1 protein-coding gene is annotated in these 1025 nt (G+C 49.4%); it reads left to right on the top strand.

The window, feature by feature from the left end; all coding sequences use genetic code 11:
- Positions 1-366: 366 nt before the first annotated feature.
- Positions 367-1025, top strand: a 659-nt coding sequence (locus tag ACKX2L_RS11405) for an IS66 family transposase (RefSeq protein ID WP_497553314.1), incomplete at its 3' end; no start/stop codon positions are given.

The raw sequence follows: 1025 nt of genomic DNA, 5'->3' as shown, positions 1-1025 counted from the left end.
CCCGGAACAGTTCAAGTGGCTGATGAGTGGGTTCTCGATCGACCCGGTGATCCACGAAGTCACACCTTCTCAAACCGCCTAATTCCAATGTTTTCTTGTGCAAAACAGAGATTTTTTTCTTCTCTTTTTGACTCCTTTCTTTGGATCCGGCACAGCTCCGGAAAGCCTGTTCCCGCTTGGGATCACAGCTTTCCGGGGCTCTGCTGGATCTTTTCTTTTTGATTTCAGCCGATTCTTTTCCGGTCTGTACCGCCCCAGGACAAGCCTGCAGCTATAGGCAATATCACGAACCCGAAAGCTCCCTAGATTCGTACAGAATCCTTCCTTTTGCTATAATAAATACAGGTTTTAGAGAGGTTTTGTGGTATGGCTGAGCTTACAAACGAACAACTGAATAGTCTTTCCAAAGAAGCTCTGATCATCCTCGTTTCTTCGCTTCAGGATCAGCTTTCTGTCATGCAGGAACAACTTTCCAAAGCGAATGCATCTCTTGCCGACAACAGCCGGCAGATCGAATTGCTCACCCAGCAGATCATGCTGATGAACCAGCGGCATTTCGGCAGAAAGTCGGAGCAGTCCAATCAGATCGAAGGACAGCTTACTCTGTTTGACTCTTTCAACGAAGCAGAAGCTCTGGAGTCTCCCTCCGTTCCGGAACCTGAGATTCAGGAAGTCGTCATCTCTTCCTACAAGAGGGCCAGAAGGAAGGGCCAGCGGGAAGCGGATCTGGACGGCCTTCCTGCCCGCATCATCGAGCACAGACTTTCCGAAGAAGAGCTGGCGGAACGTTTTCCAAAAGGATACAAGGAACTTCCGGAGGTCATCTACAAGCGCCTCCACATCATCCCTGAAACCTTTATTGTTGATGAACATCACGTACACGTCTATGCTTCGAAGGACAACACCGGGGAGATCATAAAAGCTCCTCGTCCGAAAGATCTCTTCCGAAACAGCATCGCAACAGCTCCTCTCGTCGCATCTATCATCAACGGGAAGTACTCCAATGCGCTTCCATTAGAGCGGCA

This window comes from Porcibacter vitabionis (assembly GCF_046263795.1).
Classification (GTDB): domain Bacteria; phylum Bacillota; class Clostridia; order Lachnospirales; family Lachnospiraceae; genus Lachnocurva.
The sequence above is the reverse complement of the archived record's forward strand: the minus strand, read 5'-3'. Positions and strand labels throughout refer to the sequence as shown.